Source organism: Paenibacillus sp. FSL R7-0216, from assembly GCF_037969915.1.
GTDB lineage: Bacteria > Bacillota > Bacilli > Paenibacillales > Paenibacillaceae > Fontibacillus > Fontibacillus rhizolycopersici.
In genome coordinates this window covers 4,816,938-4,839,953 of record NZ_CP150222.1, presented here as the reverse complement: position 1 = coordinate 4,839,953, position 23,016 = coordinate 4,816,938, and the positions used below count along the sequence as shown (strand labels likewise).

The 23,016-nt window shown below is 55.7% G+C and carries 22 protein-coding genes; 14 read left to right on the top strand and 8 right to left on the bottom strand.

Annotation, left to right across the window (positions count from 1 at the left end):
* The 5 genes from MKZ15_RS22255 to MKZ15_RS22235 all read left to right on the top strand — a co-directional run bounded on the left by MKZ15_RS22255 (nt 1) and on the right by MKZ15_RS22235 (nt 6,756).
* On the top strand, nt 1-960 hold the full coding sequence (locus MKZ15_RS22255) for a carbohydrate ABC transporter permease (RefSeq protein ID WP_339818269.1): 960 nt from the start codon (nt 1-3) through the stop codon (nt 958-960).
* Entirely contained in the window at nt 960-2,504 is a 1,545-nt protein-coding gene (locus MKZ15_RS22250) for a glycoside hydrolase family 43 protein (protein WP_193417002.1), read from the top strand. Before MKZ15_RS22255 ends, MKZ15_RS22250 begins: the two co-directional genes overlap by 1 nt.
* Nucleotides 2,505-2,533: 29 nt before the next feature.
* Nucleotides 2,534-3,556, top strand: coding sequence for an endo-1,4-beta-xylanase (locus MKZ15_RS22245; RefSeq protein WP_339818265.1), 1,023 nt, complete (start codon nt 2,534-2,536; stop codon nt 3,554-3,556).
* A complete protein-coding gene (locus MKZ15_RS22240) occupies nt 3,553-5,625 on the top strand; it encodes an alpha-glucuronidase family glycosyl hydrolase (RefSeq protein ID WP_339818263.1) in 2,073 nt (690 codons plus the stop codon). Before MKZ15_RS22245 ends, MKZ15_RS22240 begins: the two co-directional genes overlap by 4 nt.
* 147 nt (nt 5,626-5,772) lie before the next feature.
* Complete coding sequence (locus tag MKZ15_RS22235) at nt 5,773-6,756, top strand: aldo/keto reductase (RefSeq protein ID WP_339818261.1); 984 nt, start codon at nt 5,773-5,775, stop codon at nt 6,754-6,756.
* Nucleotides 6,757-7,055: 299 nt separating this feature from the next.
* Here MKZ15_RS22235 and MKZ15_RS22230 read toward each other — a convergent pair whose 3' ends face one another.
* Together MKZ15_RS22230 and MKZ15_RS22225 are read right to left on the bottom strand one after the other, a co-directional pair.
* Nucleotides 7,056-8,135 (bottom strand): anthranilate phosphoribosyltransferase, encoded by a 1,080-nt coding sequence (locus MKZ15_RS22230; RefSeq protein ID WP_339818258.1) that lies wholly within the window; start codon nt 8,133-8,135, stop codon nt 7,056-7,058.
* A gap of 62 nt (nt 8,136-8,197) precedes the next feature.
* Nucleotides 8,198-8,803, bottom strand: a complete 606-nt coding sequence (locus MKZ15_RS22225; protein ID WP_339818257.1) for an ANTAR domain-containing protein — start codon at nt 8,801-8,803, stop codon at nt 8,198-8,200.
* Between the two features lie 459 nt (nt 8,804-9,262).
* Here MKZ15_RS22225 and nirB point away from each other — a divergent pair, with 459 nt between their 5' ends.
* The 4 genes from nirB to cobA are packed head-to-tail and all read left to right on the top strand — an operon-like array spanning nt 9,263 to nt 13,720.
* Nucleotides 9,263-11,701 (top strand): nitrite reductase large subunit NirB, encoded by a 2,439-nt coding sequence (gene nirB, locus MKZ15_RS22220; RefSeq protein WP_339818256.1) that lies wholly within the window; start codon nt 9,263-9,265, stop codon nt 11,699-11,701.
* Nucleotides 11,702-11,722: 21 nt separating this feature from the next.
* Entirely contained in the window at nt 11,723-12,037 is a 315-nt protein-coding gene (nirD, locus tag MKZ15_RS22215) for a nitrite reductase small subunit NirD (RefSeq protein ID WP_339818255.1), read from the top strand.
* Between the two features lie 40 nt (nt 12,038-12,077).
* Nucleotides 12,078-12,950, top strand: a complete 873-nt coding sequence (locus MKZ15_RS22210) for a formate/nitrite transporter family protein (protein WP_339818254.1) — start codon at nt 12,078-12,080, stop codon at nt 12,948-12,950.
* Entirely contained in the window at nt 12,947-13,720 is a 774-nt protein-coding gene (gene cobA, locus MKZ15_RS22205; RefSeq protein ID WP_339818252.1) for a uroporphyrinogen-III C-methyltransferase, read from the top strand. Before MKZ15_RS22210 ends, cobA begins: the two co-directional genes overlap by 4 nt.
* A 99-nt stretch (nt 13,721-13,819) precedes the next feature.
* Here cobA and MKZ15_RS22200 read toward each other — a convergent pair whose 3' ends face one another.
* On the bottom strand, nt 13,820-14,452 hold the full coding sequence (locus MKZ15_RS22200; RefSeq protein WP_339818250.1) for a polysaccharide deacetylase family protein: 633 nt from the start codon (nt 14,450-14,452) through the stop codon (nt 13,820-13,822).
* Nucleotides 14,453-14,610: 158 nt separating this feature from the next.
* On the opposite strand from MKZ15_RS22200, the gene MKZ15_RS22195 reads away from it, so the two are divergent.
* From MKZ15_RS22195 to MKZ15_RS22180, 4 genes are all read left to right on the top strand, one after another.
* Nucleotides 14,611-15,315 (top strand): response regulator transcription factor, encoded by a 705-nt coding sequence (locus tag MKZ15_RS22195; protein WP_339818248.1) that lies wholly within the window; start codon nt 14,611-14,613, stop codon nt 15,313-15,315.
* 7 nt (nt 15,316-15,322) lie between these two features.
* The gene (locus MKZ15_RS22190; RefSeq protein ID WP_339818246.1) at nt 15,323-16,258 is read left to right on the top strand and encodes a sensor histidine kinase; all 936 of its coding nucleotides are present in this window, start codon (nt 15,323-15,325) and stop codon (nt 16,256-16,258) included.
* Between the two features lie 106 nt (nt 16,259-16,364).
* A complete protein-coding gene (locus tag MKZ15_RS22185; protein ID WP_339818243.1) occupies nt 16,365-17,288 on the top strand; it encodes an ABC transporter ATP-binding protein in 924 nt (307 codons plus the stop codon).
* Nucleotides 17,281-17,961, top strand: coding sequence for an ABC transporter permease (locus tag MKZ15_RS22180; RefSeq protein ID WP_339818239.1), 681 nt, complete (start codon nt 17,281-17,283; stop codon nt 17,959-17,961). The genes MKZ15_RS22185 and MKZ15_RS22180 overlap by 8 nt, the downstream gene beginning before the upstream one ends.
* 15 nt (nt 17,962-17,976) lie before the next feature.
* On the opposite strand, the gene MKZ15_RS22175 is transcribed toward MKZ15_RS22180, so the two are convergent.
* The 5 genes from MKZ15_RS22175 to MKZ15_RS22155 are packed head-to-tail and all read right to left on the bottom strand — an operon-like array spanning nt 17,977 to nt 21,255.
* Nucleotides 17,977-18,318 carry a hypothetical protein gene (locus MKZ15_RS22175; protein ID WP_339818237.1) on the bottom strand — a complete coding sequence of 114 codons (342 nt, stop codon included), beginning with the start codon at nt 18,316-18,318 and terminating at the stop codon, nt 17,977-17,979.
* A gap of 18 nt (nt 18,319-18,336) precedes the next feature.
* Nucleotides 18,337-18,549: a hypothetical protein gene (locus MKZ15_RS22170; RefSeq protein WP_339818234.1), complete on the bottom strand. Its 213-nt coding sequence runs from the start codon at nt 18,547-18,549 to the stop codon at nt 18,337-18,339.
* Nucleotides 18,550-18,563: 14 nt separating this feature from the next.
* Nucleotides 18,564-19,418, bottom strand: coding sequence for an SDR family oxidoreductase (locus tag MKZ15_RS22165; RefSeq protein ID WP_339818231.1), 855 nt, complete (start codon nt 19,416-19,418; stop codon nt 18,564-18,566).
* Between the two features lie 45 nt (nt 19,419-19,463).
* Nucleotides 19,464-20,537, bottom strand: a complete 1,074-nt coding sequence (gene uxuA, locus MKZ15_RS22160; protein ID WP_339818228.1) for a mannonate dehydratase — start codon at nt 20,535-20,537, stop codon at nt 19,464-19,466.
* Nucleotides 20,538-20,571: 34 nt separating this feature from the next.
* On the bottom strand, nt 20,572-21,255 hold the full coding sequence (locus MKZ15_RS22155) for a GntR family transcriptional regulator (protein WP_155604834.1): 684 nt from the start codon (nt 21,253-21,255) through the stop codon (nt 20,572-20,574).
* 271 nt (nt 21,256-21,526) lie between these two features.
* On the opposite strand from MKZ15_RS22155, the gene MKZ15_RS22150 reads away from it, so the two are divergent.
* On the top strand, nt 21,527-22,678 hold the full coding sequence (locus tag MKZ15_RS22150) for a glycosyl hydrolase family 8 (RefSeq protein ID WP_339818224.1): 1,152 nt from the start codon (nt 21,527-21,529) through the stop codon (nt 22,676-22,678).
* Nucleotides 22,679-23,016 lie beyond the last annotated feature (338 nt).

The window sequence follows — 23,016 nt, the reverse complement described above, 5'->3', positions numbered from 1 at the left end:
ATGGCGAACCAATCGATCAGCCCAGAGCGAGTATCTGCTGCTGCATTCAATCGAAGAGTAGGAAGAAGCCGGATAGAGCCGATTCTTTTTAATACAATGAATACGATTTTCATGATTTTCCTGGTCATTGTCACCCTATATCCTTTCTTGAACACGATTGTCGTATCCTTGAATGCTGGCAATGACACGATCCGCGGCGGGATCTACCTGTGGCCGAGAGAGTTTACGCTGCAGAACTACAAAGCGGTTTTCGTATCCGGCACCATCTATGATGCATTCCTAATCTCGGTAGCGAGAACGGTATTGTCGACGATCTTGAATATCTTTCTGACGACGATGCTGGCTTACACGTTAAGCCGGCGGGAATACGTATTCCGCAAACCGATTACGACGATCTTTGTCTTGACGATGTATTTTAACGCCGGTTTGATTCCGGGGTACTTCCTGATGAAGGACCTACATTTGCTCAATAACTTCCTGGTTTACGTTCTGCCTTCTATGATCAGTGCATTTAACTTAATTGTCATCCGAACTTACATCGGGACGATTCCTGAAAGTTTGGTGGAGTCGGCAAGAATTGACGGCGCAGGCGATTTCAAAATCTTCTGGACCATTATTTTCCCGCTTTGTAAGCCGGTATTGGCTACAATCGCTTTGTTCGTTGCCGTTGGAGCCTGGAATTCCTGGTTTGATGCTTTTATCTACACCTCTTCGAAACAGGAGCTCAGCACCTTGCAATACGAACTCATGAAGTTGTTGTCTTCCAGTATGAACGCGAACAGTAACCCGGCCGTTGCGGCAGGGGTGGGTATGACCCAAGATACGGCCGCGGCGAGGGTAACTCCGTTATCCATTCGAGCAGCGGTCACCGTCGTCGCTTCCGTTCCGATCCTGTTGGTGTATCCGTTCATGCAAAAATATTTCGTTGTAGGACTTAACGTAGGGAGTGTCAAAGAATAATGGTGAAATCCCCAATCTCTTACACGAATCCGATTTTACCCGGATTTTACCCCGACCCGAGCATCACTCGGGCCGGGGATGATTTTTATTTGGTGAATAGTTCGTTTGAATACTTCCCCGGCGTACCGATCTTTCACAGCCGGGATTTAATCCATTGGAAACAGATCGGCCATGTGCTGGACCGGCCAAGTCAATTGGATCTTCGGGATCGGTTAAGCTCGGACGGTATCTATGCGACAACGATTCGCCATCATGACGGCGTGTTCTATATGATCACGACGGATGTGCGGGGAATCGGTAATTTTTATGTCACGGCCACCGATCCCGCAGGCCCTTGGTCCGATCCGATCCGCATCCCGTATGGCGGGATCGACCCGTCGCTGTTCTTCGATGAGGACGGGAAGGTTTATGTGACGGCGCAGCAAGGTGCAGATTACGACTCCCACGCGATCCAATATGAAATCGATATTGCGACCGGGGAAGCGTTAAGTGAGCCGGTAGTTATTTGGCACGGCGATGGGGGGCCTTGGACGGAAGGTCCGCATTTGTATAAGATTCGCGGCATGTACTACATCATGACTGCCTCGGGCGGTACCGCCAAGGACCATCGGGAAATCATCGGCCGCGGCACCAGTCCATATGGACCGTTTGAGCTGTACCCGGAGCCGATCTTAACTCACCGCAGCCTCGAGCATCCGATTCAATATCTCGGTCATGCCGATCTGATTGAAGACCCGAACGGCGATTGGTGGGCTGTCTTTCTTGGGGTGCGGTTAGTTAGTTCGGGTTATAGCGTGCTGGGACGGGAAACCTTCCTTGCTCCGGTTACCTGGAGTGAAGATGGCTGGCCGATGATCGACAACAACGAAGGTTTGGTCCAGCTCCAAATGAGCGTGCCGCGGGTGCCGGGGAATGGATCGGAGGACGCCGTGGATCCCGCCTTGGTAGGGAAAGACGATTTCGATGGGGATACGTTGTCCCCGGCCTGGACGTTCCTTCGTAATCCGGTGGAGGGCAGCTGGTCGCTGAGCGAACGTCCGGGTTGGCTGTCTTTACGCGGGCAGGCTGCGGGGTTAAACGATGTGGCCCCGGTAGCCTTCGTTGGCAGAAGGCAGCAACAAGTCCAAGCGGAATGGAGCACGTTGCTACAATTCAAGGGGATCCAGGATGGCGAAGAAGCCGGTTTATGTGCTCGCCGGGATGAAGCTGCTCATTACGAGGTGTTTCTAACTAGGGACGACGGTCAGAACAAGGTTGTTGCCCGAGTGACCGTCCGCGGGGAGACACGAATTGCGGTCATCGTGCCGGTGTATACGGACGCGGTGCATTTGAAGATCCGCTCGGACGAGAGCAAGTACACGCTCTGTTATTCCTTGGACGGCCGTCAGTGGACCGAATTGGCTTCGGAGACTGCGTTAGCTTTGTCTCCCGAGGATTATGTCTCAAAGATGTGCTTTACCGGCGTTGTCGTTGGTTTATACGCGGCGGGCAACGGTGCGGCATGTGAGGCTCCAGCCTGCTTCGATTGGTTTGACATCCAGTAATGACACAGGTTGCGAGGAGGTTGCGAGATATGAATCAGAGATCCAGTGCCGAACCGGCATTAAAACAATTGTTCGCAGACGATTTCAAAATCGGTGCAGCGGTCAATCCGGCAACGATCCGGACGCAGGATTCCTTGCTGGCTTATCAATTTAACAGTATTACTGCGGAAAACGAGATGAAATTCGTCAGCCTGCATCCCGAGGAGCAGACGTATACGTTCGAAGCTGCGGATCGGCTAGTTGAATTCGCCCGAGCATACGGCATGGCGATGCGCGGACATACGCTGGTCTGGCACAACCAGACGTCAGATTGGCTGTTTCGAGATGGCCAAGGTGGGACGGTTAGCAAGGATGTGCTGCTGGAGCGGGTCCGGGAGCATATTCATACCGTGGTGGGCCGGTACAAGAACGACATCTACGCCTGGGATGTCGTTAACGAGGCGATTGCGGATGAGGGGGAGGCGCTGCTGCGCACCTCGAAGTGGACGGAGATTGCGGGCCCCGATTTTATCGCCAAAGCGTTTGAATATGCGCATGAGGCTGATCCGCAGGCCTTGTTGTTTTATAACGATTACAACGAATCCAACCCCCAGAAGCGCGATAAGATCTATGCACTCGTCCAATCGTTGCTGGAGCAAGGGGTGCCGATTCATGGCATCGGCTTGCAGGCCCACTGGAACTTGTACGACCCGTCGCTGGATGAGATTCGGGCAGCGATCGAGAAGTATGCCTCCCTTGGGCTTCAATTGCAATTAACCGAACTGGATGTCTCGATGTTCCGTTTCGAGGATCGGCGAACCGACTTGACCTCTCCCGATCCGGCCATGCTGGAGCTTCAAGCTGAACGTTATGAGGCGGTGTTCCGGCTGCTGCTGGAGTATCGTCAGGTCATCAGCGGAGTGACCTTCTGGGGGGCAGCGGACGATTACACATGGCTGGATGATTTCCCGGTCCGTGGACGGAAGAACTGGCCGTTTCTATTCGATGCGGCGCATCAGCCGAAGCCTGCGTTTGAACGCGTCGCGGCTCTTGCTAAGGAGAAGCGATCATGAACGACAGCACGCTATATAAAACATGGCTGCAGTATGAAAGGAAGCCGGAAGGCGAACCCTTCGACCAGTATCGTCGACTGCTGGGGCGTATTGTCGTCAAAGGGGAGCAGCACGGCAGGGTATTCAACACGGCGGTCGCTGAGTTGATAGATGGTGTGCAGGCGATGCTGGGAACGAGACCGGAGGTGCTGCACGAAGTTCCGCTTGCCGATTCCTGCCTTGTGTTGCGTGCAGCGGCGGAGCCTGCGTCTGGGCTTGCTCCTGAGGCGCCGAGCTGGGATAATGGGCGGGATGCTTTCGCGTTGAGATGGGTTTCGGTGGACGGGATAGAACGGCTGGAGCTGGACGGCGGCTCCGCGAGCGGCGTGTTGTATGGCGTATTCCGGTTGCTGTTCGGTATCGCGCAGGGCTGGGAGCCGGCTCGTCTGGCCACCGAGGAACAACCGGCAAACCAACTGCGGATGATCAACCAATGGGATAACGCCGACGGTTCGATCGAGCGTGGATATGCGGGGGCATCGATATTTTATCGAGATGGCGAGATCGTCCGGGATTTACAACGGGTTCTTGATTATGCGCGTTTGCTTGCTTCAGTAGGGATCAATGCGATCTCGATCAATAACGTGAATGTGCATGAACGGGAGACGCGGTGGATCACCGAGGAATACTTGCCAGAGGTGGCCCGCGTAGCTGAGGTGTTTCGCGATTATGGGATTGCCTTGTTTCTGAGCATCAATTTTGCGGCGCCGCTGTCTCTGGGTGATTTGGAGACAGCGGATCCGTTAGATTCGGGAGTTCGCCGGTGGTGGGCGGAGGCCGCGATCCGGATCTACCGGCATATCCCGGATTTCGGCGGATTCGTGGTGAAGGCGGATTCCGAGCATCGTCCGGGCCCGTTCGCTTACGGACGGGATCATGCCGACGGCGCGAACATGTTGGCGGAAGCCTTGGCCCCATTCGGCGGACTGGTGATTTGGCGCTGCTTCGTTTACAACTGCATGCAGGATTGGCGGGATCGTTCGACAGATCGGGCCCGCGCCGCGTATGACCATTTCAAGCCGCTGGACGGGAAGTTCCACGACAACGTGCTGCTGCAAATCAAGAATGGACCGATGGATTTTCAGGTGCGGGAGCCGGTATCTCCATTGTTTGGCGCGATGCAGCACACGAACCAAATGATCGAATTCCAAATCACGCAGGAATACACGGGTCAGCAGCGTCATCTGTGTTATCTGGTCCCGCAGTGGAAGCAGGTGCTTGATTTCAATACGCATGCGGCGAACGCGGGGGCAGAGGTGAAGCATGTCGTGGACGGATCATTGTTCGGCATGAAATTCAGCGGCGTGGCAGCGGTGTCCAATATCGGCGATGACGAAAATTGGACCGGACATCCGTTGGCACAGGCTAACCTGTACGGTTACGGCCGGCTGACCTGGGATCCGGAGCTCTCCTCGGAGCAGATTGCCGAGGAATGGGCCGACATGACCTTCGGCAGCGACCCGGAGGTAACCGGACCGATCCGCGAGATGTTGATGGCCTCCTGGCCGATTTATGAGAGTTACACGGCACCGCTAGGTGTGGGCTGGATGGTTGTGCCGCACTCCCATTACGGGCCGGATGTCGATGGGTATGAGTATTCGCGTTGGGGAACGTATCATTTTGCCGACCGGGACGGAATTGGGGTCGACCGGACGATGGCCACGGGGACGGGATATACGGCGCAGTATTTCAGCCCAAACCAAGAAATGTACGATTCGCTGGAGAGGTGTCCGGATGAGCTTCTATTATTCTTTCACCACGTATCTTACAGTTACCGGCTGCATTCCGGAAAAACGGTGATTCAGCACATCTATGACACCCACTTTGCAGGAGCCGAGGCGGCGGAGGAACTGACGCATGTCTGGGATGCACCGGTGCTTCGTGATCGGGTGGATCCGTTGCGACATGCCGCGGTGGCGAGCCGGCTGGCCGAGCAGGCCGAACACGCCAAGCATTGGCGTGACGTCATCAACACGTATTTTTATCGTAAATCCGGGGTGCCTGACGAACGGGGAAGAACGATTTACTAAGCGGAGAATCGGAAAAAGGGAAACGCTTTATTCTACGGGCGTTTTCGGTGTAATATAGAAAGAGGTCCTTCTGTTGAAGGGCCTCTTTTGAAGCGTGTAGAACCTATTGGAGACTTAGACACCACCAAACCTTAGGAGGGAAGACCGATGAAATATCGGGAGCTCGGAAATACGGGACTGCAAGTCAGCGAAGTCAGCTTTGGCACATGGGCCATCGGCGGGAGCTGGGGGAATACCAATGATGATGAGGCCTTTAAGGGCTTGGATAAAGCGATTGGAGAAGGCGTCAATTTCTTCGATACGGCAGACGTGTACGGCGACGGGCATGCCGAGCAGCTACTCGCCAAAGCGACCAAAGGGAAGGAAGACCACATTCATGTCGCGACGAAATTTTGCCGCGCCGGCGATATTCATGACCTCGAGACCTATTCGGAAGCGCGGGTGCGGGCTTACTGCGAAGCCAGTCTGAAACGGCTGGAGCGCGAGCGCATCGACCTGTACCAAATCCATTGCCCGCCGTTGTCCGTGCTAAAGGACGGTTGGGTGTTCGAGGTGTTGGACAAGCTGCAGGCCGAGGGTAAAATCCGCCACTATGGCGTCAGTGTAGAGACGGTGGAAGAAGGCTTGTTCTGCCTTGGCGTTCCCGGGGTTAAAGCGCTGCAGGTGATTCTGAACCTGTTCCGCCAAAAACCGCTGACGCAGTTGCTGCCAAAGGCACAGGAATCGGGTGTCGGCATCCTCGTGCGTCTTCCGCTGGCCAGCGGCCTGCTGACCGGCAAGTTCAAGCCGGACACGACCTTTGCGGCGGACGATCACCGCAGCTTTAACGCTAATGGCGAGCAATTTAACGTTGGCGAGACGTTTGCGGGCTTGCCGTTCACCAAGGGCGTTGAGCTGGCGGCACAACTGGACTGGATCGCCGAAGGGCGCGGCGACATGGCCCGCGCGGCGATGCGCTGGATTCTCGATCAGCCGGAAGTGACCTGCGTGATCCCTGGCTTCCGCAACGTGCGCCAAGTCGAGGACAACCTTGGTGCGATCGGCGTGCCTTCGTTCAGCGAAGCGGAATTGATGCGACTGGCGGCTTTCTACCAAAACGAAGTGGCTCAGCACATTCGCGGGGCGTACTGACACGGGGCTGTGCCTGGTGCCTGATGACGGGTCCCTGGTGCTGGGACGCTCGGTGACCGAGTTAGCAGCGAAATAAGATGAAGAATGGGTCTTATTTCGCACGATTCGCGTCCGGCAGCCCCAATAGAGGTACAAAATCACCTTATTTATCGGTTTAGCCGTATTACGGGCACTTTTCCAGGGAATAAGGTGATTTTATGGCGTTATTTTTGGCGATTGGGTCAAATACAACGAAATAAGGTGATAATTCACCGCTATTTCGACCATAGCTAAAGAGAAAGCCTCCCATCAGCCTGGAATCAGGCTTGATGGGGGGCTTTTGCGCGTTCTGCGGCGACGGCCTGCTCCAGGCGCAGCGTATCGCGCCAACTGCAGTAAGTCGCCCACGGGCTGCCGTCGTCTAGCAGCGCTTTGCAGGTATAGATGCCCTCCTCGACGGATTCGACACGCCCGGCAAGCTCCAGGCGAACCGCCCCGTTCAGCAGCACCTGATTCACGTAAGCCGGATGGGCCTGGCCTTGCAGCACCTGTTCGGTGATCTGGAGCTGCTTGGTCACAGTCCAGGCCGTATCGTCCTCTTCCGGCAGCGGGGTGTCTAAACCGTAGGTCTCCGGGTCGACTAATTGCAACCTGGCCTCGCCGCCTCCCACCACATAGGTACGTGTCGGGCGGTCGATAAACAGATCCTCTGAGCCCTGAGCGCCTTGGACGATCAACGCCCTCCGGTAATCCAACTGCTCGATAAGCTGGGCCATCCGGTCGAACACCGTGTTGTGGTATACACCGTATACCAAATAAGGCGAGTCGCTGAAGTCCAGGAGCTTCTCGATCGTATTCAGGATCGTCCGCAAGCCTAGCTCCTCGCGGATCGGGCGAAGCTTCGCAAGCGGCGGGCACCAGACCTCCGCCGGCACGAAGCGGACCCCGGCAAAATCGGCTGGACGCGCAGCCGGTGCCCATTCCATCAATCGGCTGTCGACGCCTAACCCGCCAAGCAGATCGGTTAGAGTCACCCCCCATTTCGGCGGGAGTGACGGGGTGCCGTGCAAGGTGACGGGTAATCCCCCTGCTGCCAGCAGGAAGGAGGTAGCGAACGTTGCCATAAAGGAGGTGGTTCGGCCGTCGTAAGGTCCGGCGCAGTCCAATCCCTGCGGAATAGGTGAGCGGTGGGCATGCTTACGGAAGGCGATCACGAACGCCTTCAGCTCCTCAACACTCTCCAGCTTGATCCGCTGTGCCATGAAGAAGGCACCGATTTGCGCCGGTGTCGCTTGGCCTCCGATCATCAGATCGGCAGCCGCGCTCGCCTCCTCGTAAGTCAGGTCGCGGGCGCCTCTCTTGCCTCGGCCTACTTCCTTCAGGATTTCCGTCATCGTCATCGAGAGCCCTCCTTTATTTGCAAGCAAATTAAAAGTTCAAGTGTTTAGCGCCGAGAATCCTCTCAAAATTTCAATTGCTGGTGAGCTTTGACGACCGAGGTCGCCACATCCACCATCCGTTTACGCTCGTTCATCGCTCGCTTGCGCAGCAGATCATAAGCCTCGGCTTCGGATACTTTGTTGACGTCGCACAGGATGCTCTTGGCCATGTCGATCCACTTTCGTTCCTCCAGCCGGGAAACCAATTGGGCCCGTTCATCCTGCCACGTCCGGCGCTCGAAGAAATGCTTGGCGCTGAAGTGAAGCGCCCAATGCAGTTCAGACGCCGTCATGGTTGGGGATAGCAGGCCGTCGACGGGGACCTCGGTTTCGCAAGCCTCCAGTGAGTAACTCGCCGTTTCGGGGCTGCACCACCATAAGAGTGGGAGCGGCCTCCACCTAAGCAGCAACGTGCCCCAGCGTTGCATGCCCTCGATCGGCATATCCAGCACCGCGGCGTCAAATTCCTTGATCCGCTTGCGGATTAACGGTTCCTGACAGGAGGCAAACACCTGATACCCGCTGGTTTTGAGGAGGGTTTCGGGTTCAGCCAAGGGCAAAGACTTCGAGGAATCTGTCGGAGCAGTCCCGGGTAATACAGCTTCGCGAATGACCAATAAGAAGCGCATCGAGAGGTGATCCCTCCTATCCATAACGGTGTGTTTCCAGATCTAAGCGGGTGCTTAGCTTTAAAGCGGTAAAGGAAAGGGCGTCGCTGTCTGGTTGCAGGGAAAGAAAACCTAACATTGAATTTTAAATTTAAAGGGATAAGTGTATTTTCGCGCCTTTTTTCTGAAAAATCAATACATATGTCACATTAACTTACATTAAAAATTTCGATTACTCAATTTTATGTAATATATATTGACATCGTCACCATCCTCTTATATAGTAAATGACAACCAAACGCTGGATTCACAAGAATGTCATTCAAAATTCCATAAAGGAATGCCGGGCACAATGAGGTGCCTGCAAGAAGCGGCAATGGAGCCTGTCTTCGCAACCCAAGGAAAAACGCAAAAGTGCGTCTTTCTAGGGGCGAGACGGGCTTTTTGTGTTTTTCGCGATTCGAGAAAGGGGAGACGGAGATGAACCGAAAGAAAAAAATGGTGCTGATCGGGAATGGAATGGCGGGGATGCGAACAATAGAGCATGTATTGAAGCTGGCTCCGGAAGCGTACGAAATTACGGTTTTTGGCGCGGAGCCGCATCCGAACTACAACCGTATTATGTTGTCCTCGGTGCTGGCTGGAGGAGCCGACATGAAGGAGATCGTGATCAACGATTTGGCCTGGTACGAGGAAAATAAGATTCGGCTGCATCTAGGCGATGCGGTCGTCCAGATCGATACAAAGGAGCGCAAGGTCGTGTCGGCATCCGGATTGAAAGCCGATTATGACACGCTGATTCTGGCTACGGGCTCCAATCCGTTCATCTTACCGATCCCCGGGGCACGCAAAGAAGGCGTGATCGGGTTTCGAGACATCAAGGATTGCGAGTTGATGATGGAGGCGTCCCGCAAATATAAGCAAGCCGCGGTCATCGGCGGCGGCTTGCTTGGATTGGAAGCTGCCCGCGGTTTGCTGCATCTCGGCATGGACGTCTCGGTCGTGCACATCCATCCTTATTTGATGGAACGCCAGCTCTTCGAACCGGCGTCGCGGATGCTGCAGCGCGAGCTGGAGGCACAGGGTATGAAGTTCCTTCTGCAGAAGCAAACGGCTAACATTTATGGCGGACGGCGGGCCGAGGGGCTGGAGTTCGCGGACGGAAGTCGGCTTGAAGCGGATCTGGTTGTGATGGCCGTCGGCATCAAGCCGAACATTGAGCTGGCGAAAGAGGCAGGGCTGGAGGTAGCGCGAGGCATCGTCGTGAACGACTATTTGGAGGCAAGTGTGCCAGGCGTTTATGCCGTTGGGGAATGCGCCGAGCATCGCGGCATCGCCTACGGGCTGGTCGCCCCTCTCTACGAACAAGGCAGTGTGCTGGCCAAACGATTAGCCGGTGTGGATACGGCGGGGTACGAAGGATCCGTGACCTCCACGAAGTTGAAGGTATCGGGGGTGGATGTATTTTCCGCAGGGTACTTCAATGATGTTCCGGGCACACGCTCACTGCGCATTCAAGACGAACTGGAAGGCACGTATCGCAAAATCGTCCTACAGGACGACAAGCTGATTGGAGCGGTGATGTTCGGCGATACAACGGACGGCCCTTCGTTGTTCGCTAAGATCAAAAGCGGCGAATCCGTGGCCGGGAAAGAGAAGGAGTTGCTCCTCGGATATGCTCCGGGGCAGGCGGGGGCAGGGGCCTCCTCCCCAAATGCCAAGTTGGCGGCGATGTCCGACGATGAGATCATCTGCGGTTGCAACGGCGTTACCAAAGGCACGATTGTCGAAGCGGTGAAGGGTGGCTGCGCCAGCGTAGGCGAGATCAAGGCTTGCACGAAAGCATCCGGCTCCTGCGGCGGCTGCAAACCGTTGGTTGAAGGGCTGTTGCATTTGTACGCCGAGGGCAATGTCAAAGCGGTGAAGGAAGGCATTTGCGGTTGTACGCCGCTCAGCCGCGACGAGATCGTCGCAAGCATCAAGCAGATGGGGCTCAAGAGCGTGCGCGAGGTCATGAACGTGCTGGAATGGCGCGAACCCGAGGGCTGCTCCAAATGCCGCCCGGCGCTGAACTACTACCTGGGTATGCTGTGGCCGGCCGAATATGTGGACGAAAAAGAGTCCCGCTTCGCCAACGAGCGTTACCACGCGAACATCCAGAAGGACGGGACCTTCTCCGTCGTGCCTCGGATTTACGGCGGCGTAACTTCTCCGGCCGAGCTCAAGCGAATCGCGGCGGTCGCGGAGAAATACGACGTCCCGATGGTGAAGTTCACCGGCGGGCAGCGGTTAGACCTCCTTGGCGTCAAGAAAGAGGATTTGCCGAAGGTGTGGGAGGAGCTGGACATGGCGTCCGGCCATGCGTACGGCAAAGCATTGCGGACGGTGAAGACCTGTGTCGGATCGACCTTTTGCCGGTTCGGTACCCAGGATTCGATCGGCATGGGCATCCGGTTGGAGAAGGCGTTTGAGCGCTTGAATACGCCGGGCAAAGTGAAGCTGGCCGTGTCGGGCTGCCCGCGGAACTGCGCCGAAGCGACGATCAAGGATTTGGGTGTTGTCGCCATCGACGGCGGATGGGAGATCCATGTCGGCGGCAACGGCGGTGTCAAGGTACGGGCAGCGGATCTGCTCGGCGTGGTGAAAACCGAAGATGAAGTCCTTGAATGGACGGCGGCGTTCCTGCAGCATTACCGCGAGCAGGCGAACTGGAACGAACGCACCGCGCAGTGGGTTGAACGGGTGGGCCTTGATGCCATCAAAGCCGTGCTGGAGCAGGCCGAGGAACGCCAGGCGCTGGCCGCCCGGATCGAAGATACGCTGAGCCGGACGACCGACCCTTGGAAGGAAATCATCGAAAACGAAGAATTGCGCAAAAACTTCGAACCGCTGCGGGACGTGCAATTGCAAAATTCGTAATCTCATATAGGGGGAGAGGCTATGATTACAAAAATTCAGATCGCCCGTTTGGACGACATTGATCGGCTTGGCTCGCGGACGGTGAGGGTTGAAGACAAAGAGGTGGCTATTTTCCGTCTCAGCGACGGCAGTATCCACGCGATTGAAAACCGCTGTCCGCATAAAGGCGGCAAATTGTCGGAAGGGATGGTGTGCGGCTCGGCCGTGCATTGTCCCCTGCATGATTGGAAGATCAACCTGCACAGCGGACGCGTCCAAGAGCCCGATCATGGCGAGGTAACCGTCTACGAAACCGAAGTGGATGAAGCGACCGGAGCTATTTATATATCACTGTAGCGTATAGAGATACCGCCGCAGATAAAGGAGTGGACGAACCATGGATTACGTCAAACCAGGAGAAGTACTTGGAACCATGATCGAGACGGGTGAAAATAAAGCCAACCTTAGCATTCTACAGTTGCTGGTGAAGGGGTTCTTGGGCGGAGCGATCCTGGCCTTCGCAACGACGTTGGCGTTAACCGCAACGCAGCAAACCTCGCTGGGGCTCGTGGGGGCGGTTGTTTTCCCCGTGGGGTTCGTGATCATTGTACTGCTGGGCTTAGAGCTTGTCACCGGCAGCTTCGCGCTCATCCCGTTGGCCGTGCTGGAACGCCGCGTTTCGCTGACAAGGATGCTGTCGAGCTTCGGATGGGTGATTCTGGGACATTTGATCGGTTGCGCCGTTTATGCCGTTTTGTATGGACTGACGATTACGAAAATGGGGACAGACCTGACCCATCCGCTCGTGCAGACGTTGATCCAGACGAGCGAAGCGAAGACACTGGCCTACAAGCATCTAGGCGGCAGTGGCTTAGCGCTGGTGATTATCAAAGCGGTCCTTTGCAACTGGATGGTGACGCTTGGCGTGGTGATGGCGATGACCTCGAAATCGACAGTCGGTAAAATCGTAGCGATGTGGCTGCCGATTCTGATCTTTTTTGCGCAAGGGTTTGAGCATGCCGTGGTCAATATGTTCGTCATCCCGTTGGGGATGCTGCTGGGGGCGAATGTCAGCTTCGCGGATTGGTGGCTGTGGAATCAGATTCCCGTCTTGATCGGCAACTTCCTGGGCGGCGTCGTGTTTACCGGATTGATGTTGTATCTCGCGCAAAAGGGGAAGTTGCAACGCGGAGAAGGGGCACGGGTTAACGTAACGGAGATGGCTGAGCCGGACGGTCGGGCGTTGTCCGTGGCGGGAGAACGCTTATGAATGGCCCAGGGACAGTGAGTATTGTCGGAGCGGGTCCCGGTGATCCAGAGCTGATCACGGTTAAGGCCATGAAACGGCTGCGCGAAGCGGAGATCGTCCTGTACGATCGCCTCATCAGCGAAGAGCTGCTGGCTTACGCCGGCCCCTGCGCGGAGCTGATATACTGCGGCAAGGCGCCGGGACGCCATGCGATGCCGCAGGAGGACATCCACCGGCGTCTGGTCGGATACGCCTTGGAAGGAAAGCGGGTGGTGCGCCTGAAAGGCGGCGACCCCTTTGTCTTCGGGCGCGGCGGGGAAGAAGCGTTGGCGCTGGCGGCAGCGGGAATCCCCTATGAGGTGATTCCCGGCATCACGTCGGCGCTTGGCGCGGCGGCCTCCGCCGGAGTGCCGCTGACGCACCGTGGGGCGGCCGCCTCCTTCGCTTGCGTAACCGGCACCCGCTGCCACGGCGATCGCCAGCCGGTTCGCTGGGACCTGCTGGCGCAAGGCGTTGACACGCTGGCGATTTACATGGGCGTCAGCCAAATTGCCGCCATCCGCAGCGAGCTGCTCCGCTATGGCAAGCCCGCCCAGACGCCGGTAGCATTGATCGAAAGCTGTACGACCCGCAAGCAGCGCACGTTCACCTGCACCTTGGACGACATGCACAAACTAGCCGCCGCCGTGAAACTCAGCAACCCGGCGCTCATCCTCGTCGGCGAGGTCGTGCGCGTCCGCGAGCAGCTGCAGCAATTCGAACACCAAGCGGAGGTGTATTACGGGTCGTAGTCGAAGTTTGGGGAGCGTCATAAGGCGGTTGCCCGATGAAAAAAAGGCCAAAAGGAACGCCGGAGTGGCGCAGCCCTTTTGGCCTTTTTACGATGCAACTTAGGCTTCGGCAGCGCTCAACGCGAGCAGCTCGCTGACCGTGACCAGTCGATACCCGGCGGCCGTTAATTCGACGGCCAGGATGCGCACGGCTTCAACCGTTTGGGAACGGTCGTCGAAGCCGTCATGGAAGAGCAGGATACTGCCCGGGCGGATTTGATCCCGCGTCTTTTCCACAATATGCGCGACACCGGGCATTTCCCAATCTGTGGCCGCGCCGTTGACTGCTCCGATCGCGGGATAACCGAATTCTCCGGCGGTGATCGCAGCAACCTCCTCGGAGGTATCGATATAAGGCGGACGGTAAACCTTCGGTTTTGCCCCGGTCACTTGCTGGATCAGCTCCTCCGTCAGTTGCATTTCCCGGCGGACTTCTTCGGAGCTAAGTTCGGGGAGGTGCGGGTGCGAGTAGGTGTGGTTGCCGATCTCGTGGCCTTGCTCGTGAACGGCCTTCGCGGTTTCCAAGCTTTTTTCGATCTGCGTGCCGATCATGAAGAAGGTCGCTTTCCCTTGTACCTCCTGGAAGATCTCCAGGACCTGAGGGGTATAAATCGGATTAGGGCCGTCGTCGAAAGTGAAGGCAACGGCTTTTTCCCGGAGGGAAACTTCATTGATCACTTGATAACTAGACATGTCTCTACGCATCTCCTTCGGCGTGGAAGTGAAGCTTCTTTTTCTTCTCCCTCCTTTATTCTCTTCGATGCCGCCGTATTCCTTTTTTGCAATTCCGATCCCGTATTTGGCTGGGACCCGGTATAATAAGGGAAATTAACCGCAAAAGGGGTGACGGAATGAGGAAAACCATCTTACTCATCGAAGACGACCGCGAAATCAGTGAGCTGATTTGTCAGCATCTGCGGCAGGAAGGGTTTACGGTTCTCGCGGCATACGACGGGGAAGAGGCCATGGCGATGTTCGAGCGGGAACGCATCGATTTGATGGTGTTGGATTTGATGCTTCCCCAGTTGGGAGGGTTGGAGGTTTTGAGAAAAGTGCGGGAGCGCAGCAGGCTGCCCGTACTGATTCTGTCTGCAAAAGGAAGCGAGCTTGACAAAGCGCTGGGGCTCGGAATCGGGGCGGACGATTATATCAGCAAACCTTTTTCCATGATTGAGCTGACCGCCCGAATTCATGCCGCCATCCGCCGGGTCACGGAGTACCTTCCGCCTAAAGAGGAGACGACAGGCGCGGTTAACGTGCTTCAGTATAAGGACTTAACCCTCGATTTAAATACCTTTGCGGCTACGGCCAAGGGCAAAACGATCCTCCTGACCTCCAAGGAATTCCACATTTTGAAGCTGTTCATGACCCATCCGAACAGGGTGTTCACGAAGGAGCAAATTTATCATTTTGTCTGGGAGGACAATTACTACTACGGTAATGAGAACGTCATAAATGTACATATCCGGCGCCTTCGCGAAAAAATCGAATCCGACCCCTCGAATCCAACGTATCTTCGCACCATTTGGGGGATCGGCTATAAACTGGGGGAGTAACTTGGACATGGAACTGGTTCTCGGTTTGGCCGCCGTCGTCCTCGCGGTCCTCAATGTCAAGCAATATGCCCAAAGGAGAAGCCGGCATCAAACGTTGAGCCGCCTCGGAAACAAGCTTGCAGCCATTGTGGAGGGGCAGACGTCGGAGAAATTATTGTTGGCGACAGAAGAACGAGACATTCGCAAGCTCCTGATCCAAATCAACCGCCTGCTGGACCAAAAGCAAAAGTCGATTGCCGATTACGCGAAAGCGAGACTGGAATTGCGAAAAATGCTGTCTAATATGTCCCATGATTTGAAAACGCCGCTAACGGTCATTTTGGGTTATGTCGAAAAGCTGGAGTTAGAGCTGGAAATGTTGGAAACGGAGCCTTCGGACACCATCCGGCGGCTGCATCGAAAAACGTTAAGCCTGATCGACCTCATCCGTCAGTTTTTCGATCTGGCGCGACTTGAGTCGGGGGACGCCGATATTCCGCTCGGACGCCTCCACATCAATGAAGTATGCCGGAAAAACGTACTCGATTTCTACGGGCTGCTGCAGTCGGAGCGACTGAAGGTGGAAATCGACATCCCGGAACAGCCGCTGTACGTTCTGGGAAACGAGGAGGCGCTGAACCGGATTTTAAACAACCTGATCTCCAATGCGATCCGCTATGGAAGTGATGGCGGCATATTCGGTCTGACCTTGCGGGATGAAGGTGACCACGTGGCGGTGGAGGTGTGGGATCAGGGGAAAGGTATCGCCGAAATCGAGCAAGAGCGGGTGTTTGAGCGGCTCTACACGCTGGAAGATTCGCGTAATCCGGACTTCCAAGGCAGCGGGCTGGGCTTGACCATTACGAAACGGCTCATGGAGGCGATGAAAGGAAAGATCCAGCTTCGAAGCGAGCCCTATCAACGGACGTCCTTCACCTGTGCGTTAAAAAAAGTCGATTATTAACCACAACAAAAAAAGGTGGGGCTTAAGGGATTTGTAAGAAACGCGAAAGAAATATGATAAACCCGTCCCGTATGCTGATGGTATAAGAACGGAAGGGGGCAGAGGGTTGGAATACGTCGTTAAAACGAACGGATTGACAAAAAGGGTTAAAGGCATAGAACTCGTTGCGGAGATCAGCTTTCGGATCGAAAGAGGGGGAATTTACGGACTTCTTGGCCAGAACGGCGCGGGCAAGACGACAATCATGAAGATGCTTACAGGCTTAACGCACCCGACGCGGGGCGGTATAGAGCTGTTTGGAAGTCCGCTGACGCCAAACGGACGGCAGCCGCTGAAGCGGGTGGGCAGCATTATTGAATACCCGATTTTCTTCGAGCATTTGTCGGCATGGCAAAATCTGAGGCTGCATTGCGATTTATTAGGGTATTACGACGACAAAGCGATCCGCCAGGCATTGGACTTAGTGCAACTAACGGATAGCGGGAAGAAGCCCGTCAAGAATTTCTCGCTCGGGATGAAGCAGCGGCTGGGCATCGCCCGGGCCATCGTCACGAAGCCGGAGCTGATCGTGCTGGATGAACCGACGAATGGCCTTGATCCGCTGGGGATCAAGGATATGCGCGATCTGATCCGGATGCTGAACCAGGAATACGGGATTACCTTCCTGGTGTCCAGCCATATCCTTGGAGAAATCGAGCAGGTGGCCGACCGCATCGGCGTTATCCACCAAGGCCGGTTGATTAACGAGGTTGCTTTGGCGGAGCTCCGCCACCAACGATTGGAGTATCTGGAGCTGGTGACGACGGACACGGAACGGGCGGTGTTTCTGCTGGAACATGAGCTCAACGTCGCCAATATGAAAATTGTTGAGGATCGCCGAATCCGGATCTACGACAGCCGTGTTCCGCAGCACGACATCACGAAGCTGTTGGTGGGGCGCGGCATCGGCATTGAGGAATTGCAGAAGCATGCCGGATCGCTGGAAGAATACTTTTACCGTCAGATCCATGGAGGTGGTCAGGTTGGTTAATTTGCTGCGCTTGGAATGGGGAAAGCTTAAGCGGGTGTCGATGATCAGCGAAGTGACCGTCTTTCTGCTGGTGATGATGGTCATGCCCTCTTTTTTAATCCAGGTGGCGAACATTGATCATTGGCATAGTTATGCAGATTTGATTAACCTTTTCGACCTGTCAACGAGGATGGCGTTCACGTTGTATGGGGCCTCCTTGATTAACCAAGTGGTCATCGAAGAGTACAAGAGCAAAACGATTAGCGTTTCCTTTGGTTATCCGATCAGCCGCCGGCGGTTATTTATGGCGAAGATCGTCTTTATCGGGATGGCGGTGTTTGCCGTATCGCTGCTAAGTTTCTTGTTGAGCGGCGTGACGACCTATCTGCTGAACGGAGTGTATCACTTCTTGGAGGACTCGCTCACAGGAGCCGATGTCGCCACATTCCTGTGGCGGATGCTCGTCAGTTCCGCGATCTCCGCGCTGATCGGGCTGGTTCCCTTGTTCTACTTCGGCGTCATTCGGCGGGCAACGATCCCGGCCGTCCTCTGCGCACTTATTCTAATGCAGGCGCAAAACTTCTCGTATATGTTCGACTTCAATCAAGGGTGGATCATTGGGGGGTTAGCCTTGCTGGGGTTGCTGAACGCGGTGCTAACGCTTCGCACCATCGATCGGGTCGGGGATTATTAGTTGATAAAATAAACGTCAAAAACGGTTGGTACAGGAGGCGATCTTTCCGCCGATACCAACCGTTTTTCTAGGTCTTGTCATTGTACCATGTGTGAAGAAAATCCACTTGGAGACGTACTCCCGCAGCTGTCCGCCTTCCCAAGCCAAGGTAAGCTTCAGCTTGTAGCGGCGGGGCGCCGGACAAGGATCCGCAAGCATCAGAGCAGCGGATAAGGCATCGTGCCGGTGCGGGGAGACGTCGGTCCACCAATGCCACGGGGATACGCAGATCTTTACGGATATGTCGTAACCGCTGATGTCAAGCATGTTTTCGGCGATCAGACGGTCAATTGCCGGGGAATGCCCAATCGTCCCCATGAGCACGGCATGGCCGGACTATCCGCCCGGATCCAGCGTCTCCCGCAACCGCGGTTTCCGCCCGCTGACCCGCCCAACGTCGGCCTGCAAATCTCCAACCGCCCGAATCACGTCGGGGTCATCTTCGGGAGACACGTAGATATCGTCTGCCGCCTCTTGGCAAACCAGCCGAAGGTCTGCCGCTTTCTCAAGTGAATACCGGAAATACCGGACATCGCTCGGTCCGAACATCGGGCTCCTTCCGCTTAGACTCCAGAATAAGCCATGAAGCCGCCGTCGACCGGGATCACCGTACCGGTTACGAAGCCGGACGTCTCGGCATCCGCCAGCCACAGCAGGGTGCCCAGCAAATCCTCCGGCACGCCGAAGCGACGCATCGGGGTATGGGTGATGATTTTATTCGAGCGTTCGGTTAACGACCCGTCCGGGTTCGTCAGCAAATTGCGGTTCTGTTCCGTCAGGAAAAATCCCGGCGCGACCGAATTCACGCGAATACCGGATTCCGCCAGATGTACGGCCAGCCATTGCGTCAGGTTATTGACCGCCGCTTTGGCCGCGCTGTAGGCGGGAACCTTCGTCATCGGACTATAAGAGCTCATGGAGGAGATGTTAATGATCGTTGCACCGGGGCGTCCGATCATATCTTTAGCGAATACTTGTGTTGGGATCAGTGTCCCGGTGAAGTTTAAGTCGAGAACGCCGCGAACACCAGGGATGCTAAGGTCAAAAAAACTGGTGACGTCGGGATTGGCGGCATCCTCCGGCCGAAAAATCTCGTTCGTCGTATTGGCGCTGGCATGGTTACCGCCGGCCCCGTTGACCAGAATATCGCACGGGCCAAAAAGCTCCCGAACGGCAGCCTCCGCCGCCTTAACGCTCTCGATGTCCGTCACGTCGCAGGCGAATGCGGCCGCCGTACCGCCGTCGGCATGAATCTGCTCCGCGACGGCTTCCCCTTTGGCGAGCGTGCGGTTCAAGATCGCCACCTTCGCCCCTTGGCGGCCCAGTTCCCGGGCCATCGCCCGGCACAAGACCCCGGCTCCTCCGGTAATGACAGCGGTTTTGCCGGCCAAAGCCGGATGTACTGGCATATTGCTCATCGGATGTTTCACTCCTTTTCGTCATCCATAAAGGATAATCCTCGATCAGTTCAATTGGCTGGCTTGCTTGGCATACGCGTCCCACAAGCCCCACAGATACATAATGCCGAGCGCCCGGTCATATAGGCCGTACCCCGGACGGCATTCCTCGCCCCAAATATGGCGGCCGTGGTCGGGACGGGCATATCCCGTGAAGCCAGTGTCATAATACGCTTTGACGATGCCGGCGATATCGACGGTGCCGTCCTGGGTCCGATGCGACGTTTCCATAAAATCGCCGTTATCGAACACGCGTACGTTGCGGATATGGGCAAAAGGAATCCGGTCTTGGAATTCATGGATCATGGCGATAATATCGTTGTCCGGGTTGGCCCCAAGCGATCCGCTGCACAAAGTGATCCCATTGGACGGGCTATCAACCAGCTTCAGGAAGCGACGCAGGTTCTGCTGACTTGTGATAATGCGCGGCAACCCGAAGATTGACCACGGCGGATCGTCCGGATGAATGGCCATTTGGATCCCGTGCTGCTCGGCCACCGGGACGATTTCCTTCAGAAAATACTCCAGGTTGCTCCACAAATCCTCTTCCGTCACGCCCCGATAGGCCTCGAACAGGGAGGTTAATTGCTCCAGCCGCTCCGGTTCCCAGCCGGGCATGGTTAGCGCGCTGTTTTGGTTAATCACGTTCACCAGCTCGAAAGGATCGATGTCGTGGATACGAGCTTTTTCATAAAATAACGCCGTTGAACCGTCTCCCGACGCCTTATGTAAATCGGTGCGCAGCCAGTCGAAGATCGGCATGAAGTTATAGCAGATGACCTTGACGCCAACCTGGGCCACCTTCTCAATGGTCCGCTTATAGTTTTCGATATACTGGTCCCGCGACGGCAAGCCGAGCTTAATGTCCTCATGCACGTTGACGCTCTCCACAACCTCCAGGTGAAAACCGTAGCGGTCCGCTTGCCGCTTCACCTCTTCGATTTTGTCCATCGGCCATTCTTCCCCTGCAGGCACGTCGTGCAGCGACCATACCAGGCCTTCCACCCCGGGAATTTGCTTGATCTGATCCAGCGTCACCGTGTCATTGCCCTCGCCGAACCAGCGAAATGTCATGCGCATACCTTCACCGCCTATCTTGTTTTTGTGAAGCCTTCTAGCCTTGCTTAAAATAGCCCGGATACCGCTCCTGCAACACCGGCAAATTGGAGACGCTGAGCCGTAAATGCTCCCTCATTAGCCCGTCGGCCCGGTCAGCATCCCCGCTGGCGATCGCCTCAACCATCGCTTGGTGCTGCTCATAAAGATTCTCCCAATGCGGGTCGGTCGTCAGCCATAGCACCCGCGTCCGATTGAGATGGGCGTTCATCTGCTGGATGACGTCCCATGTGCCCAGCTTGCGGCTGCCGGCGAACAGAATGCGATGGAACTCCTCGTCCAGCGCAAACATCGCGTGGTTGTCATGCCTGCGGATGCTGTCCTCTTGTCGGCTGAGGTTGTCGGTCAGCGCGCCCAGCGCTTCCTCCGGGAACCGTTCGCAAGCAAGCCGGATCACGGCGCGCTCCAGCTGTTCCCGCATAAACCGCGCTTCCTCCACGAGCTCGGGATCGATCAGCGATACGCGCGTGCCGCGTTGCGGCAGCACAACCACCAACCCTTCCTGCGCAAGTCGGACGAAGCTTTCTCGAACGGGCGTACGGCTAACTTGAAAGGTGAGGGACATCTCTTTTTCGGATAACGTTGTTCCCGGCGGCAGCTCCAGCGTGACGATCTGCTCCTTCAGCTTGGCATACACTGCGTTTCCCGCCGAACCAGATTGACTCAGCCATTTGTCGCTCATTCCATCACCTCACTAGGACTAGGTCTTGTTGTTACTCTACCTCAACTTGCTTATCTACCATACTTGTATGGTAGTATGGAACCCTAAGGTTTGCAAGCGAAAATTCATCGAATCACTCAAATTATTGAATACGCATACATCCCTATGGCCATTAGGCTTGATTTGGATAAATAAAAGCGCGAAATGCACATGGAATCTCCTAGGGGGAGCGTGTTACGTTTACGTTAATGTCAAGACAAAACAAGCACAAATTGAGGAGGGCTGTTAAGCGATGACGGAGCGTCAAGGAGCATACGATACCGGGAACTATCGGAATTTACTGGCGGAGTACGGCTATGGGGAGGAGACGGTTCAGCGCAGGCTGGACGAAACGTGGAAGCAATTATTTGAAGGGGACGAGGAGACGCGATTCTATTACCCCTCCGGCGAGGATATGGGCTATATGCTGGATACGGGGAACCTCGACGTGCGAACGGAGGGGATGTCTTACGGAATGATGATGGCCGTTCAGTACGGCAGTCAAGATGTGTTCGATCGGCTTTGGAAGTGGACGAAGACGTATATGTTTATGACCGAAGGGGAGAACGCCGGATATTTCGCCTGGTCCTGCGCCCCAGACGGGAAGCGGCTATCGAACGGACCTGCGCCGGATGGTGAGGAATATTTTGCGCTGGCGCTACTGTTTGCGTCCCATCGCTGGGGCGACCGCGAAGCGCCGTTCGACTACGGTATCCAAGCTCGGGATTTGCTAAGAACCTGTCTGCACCAAGGCGAAAATGGGGTGGGTTATCCAATGTGGAACCCGGACAACAAGCTGATCAAGTTTATTCCGAATTGCGAGTTTTCCGATCCTTCCTACCATTTGCCTCATTTCTACGAGTTGTTTGCGTTGTGGGCGTATCCCGAGGACCGTCCGTTCTGGAAGGAAGCAGCAGAGGCGAGCCGTCAATACCTGCATCTCTCATGCCATCCGGTCACGGGGCTTGCGCCGGAGTATGCCTACTACAACGGTACGCCAAACAACGAGCGGGGGTTTGGCCACTTCTATAGCGATGCATATCGAGTGGCGGCCAATGTGGGCCTCGACTGGGAGTGGTTTGCCGCCGATCCTTGGCAACGGGAAACAGCGGGAAAAATCCAGGCGTTCTTCGCCGATAAGCACCCAGAGGATTACCGCCGTTACACGATATCGGGCGAACCGTTTAATGAACCGGCACTGCACCCGGTCGGACTGCTCGCCACCAACGCGATGGCCTCGCTGGCGGCCGAAGGCCCTCAAGCGAAAGCGAGCGTCGAGTTGTTCTGGAACACCCCGGTTCGAACCGGCAAGCGCCGCTATTACGACAATTGCCTGTACCTGTTTGCGCTGCTGGCGCTCAGCGGGAACTACCGGATTTGGATGCCGCAGGGCGAGGAGGCGTGATGGGATGCCTGCGAATTTTCAGGCAGATCCCGTCAGCTACTTAACGAGGCACGGTTGAAGTAGTAACGGACTCCAGCGCCGTTATTTCGTTGATTCGGGAGGATTCCGGATGCTAACGGACCGAGAAGACGTTATTTCCACGTATTCTTCCTTGTACACCACGGTTGGGGCCAAATAAGGGCATCAGGGTCCGTTAGCATGGGAAATAGTCGGGAAATAAGAAAATAACGTCATTACGGTCCGTTACAGTTCCTGCGATGCAAAAAAACGCGAGCCCGGATGACTCCCGGGGCTCACGTAATCTGAGAAATTCGTTGGTGCTCGGCGAAATGTTGTAC

What these genes read in the sequence shown, in the direction of transcription:
- MKZ15_RS22155 (WP_155604834.1), bottom strand. Translation starts at nt 21,255, where the DNA reads ATGAGCGACAAATGGCTGAGTCAATCTGGTTCGGCGGGAAACGCAGTG.
- uxuA (WP_339818228.1), bottom strand. Translation starts at nt 20,537, where the DNA reads ATGCGCATGACATTTCGCTGGTTCGGCGAGGGCAATGACACGGTGACG.
- MKZ15_RS22255 (WP_339818269.1), top strand. Translation starts at nt 1, where the DNA reads ATGGCGAACCAATCGATCAGCCCAGAGCGAGTATCTGCTGCTGCATTC.
- MKZ15_RS22230 (WP_339818258.1), bottom strand. Translation starts at nt 8,135, where the DNA reads ATGACGATGACGGAAATCCTGAAGGAAGTAGGCCGAGGCAAGAGAGGC.
- MKZ15_RS22200 (WP_339818250.1), bottom strand. Translation starts at nt 14,452, where the DNA reads ATGTCTAGTTATCAAGTGATCAATGAAGTTTCCCTCCGGGAAAAAGCC.
- MKZ15_RS22240 (WP_339818263.1), top strand. Translation starts at nt 3,553, where the DNA reads ATGAACGACAGCACGCTATATAAAACATGGCTGCAGTATGAAAGGAAG.
- MKZ15_RS22170 (WP_339818234.1), bottom strand. Translation starts at nt 18,549, where the DNA reads ATGTTCGGACCGAGCGATGTCCGGTATTTCCGGTATTCACTTGAGAAA.
- MKZ15_RS22175 (WP_339818237.1), bottom strand. Translation starts at nt 18,318, where the DNA reads ATGGGGACGATTGGGCATTCCCCGGCAATTGACCGTCTGATCGCCGAA.
- MKZ15_RS22235 (WP_339818261.1), top strand. Translation starts at nt 5,773, where the DNA reads ATGAAATATCGGGAGCTCGGAAATACGGGACTGCAAGTCAGCGAAGTC.
- MKZ15_RS22150 (WP_339818224.1), top strand. Translation starts at nt 21,527, where the DNA reads ATGACGGAGCGTCAAGGAGCATACGATACCGGGAACTATCGGAATTTA.
- nirD (WP_339818255.1), top strand. Translation starts at nt 11,723, where the DNA reads ATGATTACAAAAATTCAGATCGCCCGTTTGGACGACATTGATCGGCTT.
- nirB (WP_339818256.1), top strand. Translation starts at nt 9,263, where the DNA reads ATGAACCGAAAGAAAAAAATGGTGCTGATCGGGAATGGAATGGCGGGG.
- MKZ15_RS22210 (WP_339818254.1), top strand. Translation starts at nt 12,078, where the DNA reads ATGGATTACGTCAAACCAGGAGAAGTACTTGGAACCATGATCGAGACG.
- MKZ15_RS22195 (WP_339818248.1), top strand. Translation starts at nt 14,611, where the DNA reads ATGAGGAAAACCATCTTACTCATCGAAGACGACCGCGAAATCAGTGAG.
- MKZ15_RS22250 (WP_193417002.1), top strand. Translation starts at nt 960, where the DNA reads ATGGTGAAATCCCCAATCTCTTACACGAATCCGATTTTACCCGGATTT.
- MKZ15_RS22190 (WP_339818246.1), top strand. Translation starts at nt 15,323, where the DNA reads ATGGAACTGGTTCTCGGTTTGGCCGCCGTCGTCCTCGCGGTCCTCAAT.
- MKZ15_RS22245 (WP_339818265.1), top strand. Translation starts at nt 2,534, where the DNA reads ATGAATCAGAGATCCAGTGCCGAACCGGCATTAAAACAATTGTTCGCA.
- cobA (WP_339818252.1), top strand. Translation starts at nt 12,947, where the DNA reads ATGAATGGCCCAGGGACAGTGAGTATTGTCGGAGCGGGTCCCGGTGAT.
- MKZ15_RS22165 (WP_339818231.1), bottom strand. Translation starts at nt 19,418, where the DNA reads ATGAGCAATATGCCAGTACATCCGGCTTTGGCCGGCAAAACCGCTGTC.
- MKZ15_RS22225 (WP_339818257.1), bottom strand. Translation starts at nt 8,803, where the DNA reads ATGCGCTTCTTATTGGTCATTCGCGAAGCTGTATTACCCGGGACTGCT.